General features: G+C 71.5%; 4 protein-coding genes. All 4 read right to left on the reverse strand.

Features of this window, described 5'->3' with window-relative positions:
* A partial coding sequence (locus VKG64_00390; protein ID HKB23480.1) for an ATP-binding protein occupies positions 1–1,058 on the reverse strand: 1,058 nt, incomplete at its 3' end.
* Positions 1,055–2,059 (reverse strand): tRNA (adenosine(37)-N6)-threonylcarbamoyltransferase complex transferase subunit TsaD, encoded by a 1,005-nt coding sequence (gene tsaD, locus VKG64_00395; protein HKB23481.1) that lies wholly within the window; start codon positions 2,057–2,059, stop codon positions 1,055–1,057. The genes tsaD and VKG64_00390, both read right to left, overlap by 4 nt.
* Before the next feature lie 115 nt (positions 2,060–2,174).
* Positions 2,175–3,413 (reverse strand): S41 family peptidase, encoded by a 1,239-nt coding sequence (locus tag VKG64_00400; protein HKB23482.1) that lies wholly within the window; start codon positions 3,411–3,413, stop codon positions 2,175–2,177.
* Between the two features lie 27 nt (positions 3,414–3,440).
* Positions 3,441–4,603 (reverse strand): peptidoglycan DD-metalloendopeptidase family protein (locus VKG64_00405; protein ID HKB23483.1); only part of this gene is annotated, 1,163 nt, incomplete at its 5' end.

Here is a 4,603-nt window from a genome sequence, read left to right on the forward strand (position 1 = left end):
AGGAAGCAGGTCACGGTGGTGCCCCGTCCCTCGGCGGACTCGAGCTGGATCGCGCCGCGATGCTCCTCGAGGATCCGGTGGCAGATCGCGAGGCCGAGCCCGAGGCCCTTGTCCTTGGTCGTGAAGAACGGGTCGAAGATCTTGGCGCGCGCCGCCGCCGGAATCCCGGCGCCCTCGTCGGCGATGATCGCCTCCACCATGTTCCGCTGGCCCGCGCCGAGGTCCATCTTGCCGAACAGTGGGTTGAGGCTCACGCGCGTCGTGAGCGTGAGTCGGCCGCCGTCCTTCATGGCGTCCAGCGCGTTGCGGACGAGGTTGTGGAAGACCTGGAGCAGGCGGTCCTCGTCGCCGAGGATCGGCGGGAGGCTCGGATCGTAGCGGCGGACGATCGTGACGCCGCCCTCGCGCGCGCCCTCCTCGGCGAGCAGCGCGACGCGCTCGAGGAGCTGGTGGAGGTTCAGCGGGACGAGGCGGAGCTGGACCGGACGCGCCAGGTCGAGGAGCATCTCGATGCTCCGGTTCACCCGGTCCACCTCGGTGAGGAGCACGTCCGTGTACTCGGTGAGCCGTGACTCGGGGCCGAGCTCGCGCCGGAGGAGCTGCACGGCGCCGCGGATCGCGCCGAGGGGGTTCCGGATCTCGTGGGCCAGCCCCACCGCCATGCGGCCGGCCGCGGCGAGCGTCTCGCCGCGCCGCACCTCGGCCTCGAGCTGGCGGATACGCGAGAGGTCGCGCAGGACGGCGACGGCGGCCGCCACGGTGCCGTCGTGGCCGAAGAGCGGCGCCGTGACGATCGAGACCGGCACCGCCTTGCCGTCCGGCCGCTCCACGAGCGCCTCGGGCTCGGACCGGCTCTCGCCCGTCGCGAGCGTCTCGCCGAGCCGGCGGACGATGGACGCCTCGGCCGGAAAGAGCTCCTTCACCAGGCGTCCCTCGGCGCGGCGGGCCGAGCGCTCGGTCAGCACCTCGGCCGCGGAGTTCCAGAAGACGATGCGGAGGCTCGTGTCCACCGCGATGACCGCGTCGGGCAGGCCCGCCAGCACCGCCTCGTAGTTCATGACGCCAGCGCCCAGTCGGGGATGGCGTTCAGCGTCAGGTCCGCGCGCTCGCCGGCACGCAGGCGCTCCGTCCCCGCGGCGGTGATCATCGCCGCGTTGTCCGTGCAGAGCCGGGGCGGCGGGACGTGGAGCGTGAGGCCGTGTTCCGCGGCCTCGGCCGCGAGCCCCGCGCGGAGGGGGCCGTTCGCCGCGACGCCGCCCGTCAGCACGAGGCGCTTCACCCCGAGGCGGAGCGCGGCCTTCACCGACTTCCGCACGAGCGTCTTCACCACCGCGGCCTGGAACGAGGCGGCGACGTCGGCGACCTGCTGGGCGGACAGCGGCGCCTGGCGCTTGACGTAGAGCGACACCGACGTCTTGATGCCGCTGAACGAGAAGTCGGGCGCGCGGTCGGTCATGTGCGCGAGCGGGAAGGTGATCGCCTTCGGGTCGCCGGAGGCCGCCGTCCGCTCGATGACCGGCCCGCCCGGGAAGCCGAGGCCGAGGAGCTTCGCGACCTTGTCGAACGCCTCGCCGGCCGCGTCGTCACGCGTCTGGCCGACGAGCGTGTAGGCGAGCGGTGCCCGGGCGTGGTAGAGCGCGGTGTGGCCGCCCGAGACGACCAGGGCGAGGAACGGGTGCGCCGGCGGATCGTCTGTGAGGAACGCGGCGTAGATGTGGCCCTCGAGGTGGTTCACGCCGACCAGGGGCTTGCCGTGGACCCAGGCGAGCGACTTCGCGACGGCGCAGCCCACGAGCAGGGAGCCGACGAGCCCCGGACCCTGGGTGACGGCGATCCCGTCGAGGTCCGGCACCCCGACGCCGGCGTCGGCGAGCGCCTGCTCCACGACGGGCACGATGACCTCGAGGTGGCGCCGCGAGGCGAGCTCGGGGACGACGCCGCCGTAGGGCGCGTGGATCGCGTCCTGCGAGGCGACGACGCTCGACCGCACGCGCCGCCCGTCGACGAGCACCGCCGCGGCCGTCTCGTCGCACGAGCTCTCGATTCCGAGCACAAGCATCGCTTCTATCTCAGGCCACCCTCGGCTCGATCCGGCCTCGCGGACCCCGCTACAAAAGACAAGGGCGACGCGGCCGCCGCTCCGGCCCGCGTCGCCCCCGGACGCGCGCGGAACCCTACTGCGGCCGCGCCTGGACCTGCGTCGGCGGACGCTGCTGTTCGATGATGCGCATGGTCTTGATCACGTCGATCGCCCGCTGGACCTGGACGTCCCGCCGGAGCTCCTCCGCCGGCTCGAGCGCGGCCTGGACGCGGTCGCGTGGCGTCTGCTCCTTCGGCACCTCGACCACGATGTCGGGCGTGATGCCCTTGCCGTGGATCGAGCGGCCCTTCGGCGTGTAGTACTTCGCGGTCGTCAGCCGGAGCCCCGACCCGTCGGAGAGCGGGATGATCGTCTGCACCGAGCCCTTGCCGAAGGTCTGCGTGCCGACGATGATCGCGCGCCCCCAGTCCTGCAGCGCCCCCGCGACGATCTCCGAGGCGGACGCGCTGCCCTGGTTCACCAGGACGACCATGGGCAGGTTCGGGTACGACTTCTTCGCGTGCGCCGAGAAGCGCATGTTCTGGTTCCGCACGCGCCCCTCCGTGTAGACGACCAGCTTGCCCTCGTCGATGAAGTCCTCGGTCACCTCGACCGCCGCCGTGAGGAGGCCGCCGGGGTTGTTGCGGAGGTCGAGGACCAGCGCCTTCATGCCCGCCTTCGCCGCCTTGTCGAGCGCGGCCGACATGTCGCCGGGCGACTGCTCCTGGAACTGGCGGAGCTTGAGGTAGGCGATACCGCCGCCGAGGTCCTGGGTGCGCACCGACTGCACGCGGATCTGCTCGCGCGCGATCTCGAAATCCTTCGGCTCGTTCCAGCCCTCGCGCGCGATGGTGATCGTCACCTTCGTGCCGGGCTTGCCACGCATGCGCTTGACGGCGTCGGAGAGCTGCATGTCCTTCGTGGAGAGGCCGTCGATCTTGACGATCCGGTCGCCGGTCTGGAGCCCCGCGCGGTACGCCGGCGTGCCCTCGATCGGCGAGACGACCGTGAGGATGTCGTCCTTCAGCGTGATCTCGATGCCGAGGCCGCCGAAGCTCCCCGAGGTCTCGACCTGCATCTCGCGGTAGCTCTCGGGATCGAGGAACGAGCTGTGCGGATCGAGCCCGCGCAGCGTCCCCTTGATGGCGCTGTAGATGAGGTCCTTCGGGGACACCTCGTCCACGTACTGGTTCTGGACGATCGAGAGCACTTCCGTGAACAGCCTGAGCTGCTCGTACGTCGCGCCGCTGTCCGTCCCCTTGCTCACCGCCGAGCCGCCGAGCGACAGCGTCAGCACGACGAGCAGTGCGCCGATCACGAACGCTTTCTTCATGGAGTCCCCCTCATCGCGATCCCCGCGCTACCCCCGCTGGCGGAGCCAGTCCGCCGGATCCTGGGCCTTCCCTTGATAGCGCACCTCGAAGTATAGCCGAGGGCCCGTGAGCGAGCCCGTGTCGCCGACGGTCCCGATCCGCTGTCCCTGCCTGACGTCCTCGCCCTCCTTGACCTCGATCTCCGCGACGTGGGCGTAGAGCGTGTAGTACTCGTTGCCGTGATCCAGGATGATCAGGTTGCCGTAGCCCTTGAACCACCCCGTGTAGATCACATTGCCCGCGTAGACGGCCGCGACGTCCTTGCCCTCGGGCGCCTCGATGTCCACGCCATTCCGGAAAGTCCGCGTGCCAAAGCGCGGGTGAACCTGGGCGCCGAACGACGCCACGATGCGTCCCTCGGTCGGCCACGGCAGCCGCCCGCGGAGGGTCCCGAACCCCACGCTCGGCGGCTCGACGCCGCCCTTCGGCGGCGGGATCTTCGCCAGCTTCCTCTGCTTGGCCTGGAGCTCGCGGATGAACGCCTCGAGGCGCTTCGAGGCCTCGGTGAGCTCGCCCACCATGCGCTCGTGGTAGACCCGCTCGTCACGCACCTTCGCGAGGAGCACGCGGCGCTTGGCGCCGTCGCGGTCCACCTCGGCCTGCTCGCGCTGGGCATCGGCGTGCAGGCCCCCCAGCTCCCGCTGGCGCGTCTCCTCCCGGCCCTTGCGGTCCGCCAACTTCTCTGACGTTCCACGATACTCCTGGATCAAGCGAGCGTCCAGGGCGGCGAGGTTCGTGAGGTGGCGGACGGCCGCCGCCCGGGCGATCGGGTCGTCGTGGCTCAAGATGACGGGGAGCGCGCCGCCCTGGGCGTGGACGCGGTACATCGCGCGGAGCCGCCGGGCGAGCGCCTCCTCCTGCCAGGCGCGCTGGCTCTCGAGGCGCGTGATCTCGACGCGCAGCACGGTGACGTCGCCCTGGGTGCGCTTGATCCGCGCCTCGAGCCGGTGCACCTCGGCCTGCTTGGCGGCCAGGCGCCGCTCGATCTGCTCGAGCTCGGCGAGCAGCGAGGTCTCGCGCGCGCGCGCGGCGGCGGCCTTCGCGCGCTCCTCTTTCAGGCGCTGCTGCGTCTGCTGGAGCTTCTTCTGCTCGCTCGTGACCGGATCCTCGCGCTTCGGTTGCTGCGCGCCCACGGGCGCCGCGAGCGCGA

The organism is Candidatus Methylomirabilota bacterium, assembly GCA_035260325.1.
GTDB lineage: Bacteria > Methylomirabilota > Methylomirabilia > Rokubacteriales > CSP1-6 > AR19.

What these genes read in the sequence shown, in the direction of transcription:
- tsaD (HKB23481.1), bottom strand. Translation starts at nt 2,059, where the DNA reads ATGCTTGTGCTCGGAATCGAGAGCTCGTGCGACGAGACGGCCGCGGCG.
- VKG64_00400 (HKB23482.1), bottom strand. Translation starts at nt 3,413, where the DNA reads ATGAAGAAAGCGTTCGTGATCGGCGCACTGCTCGTCGTGCTGACGCTG.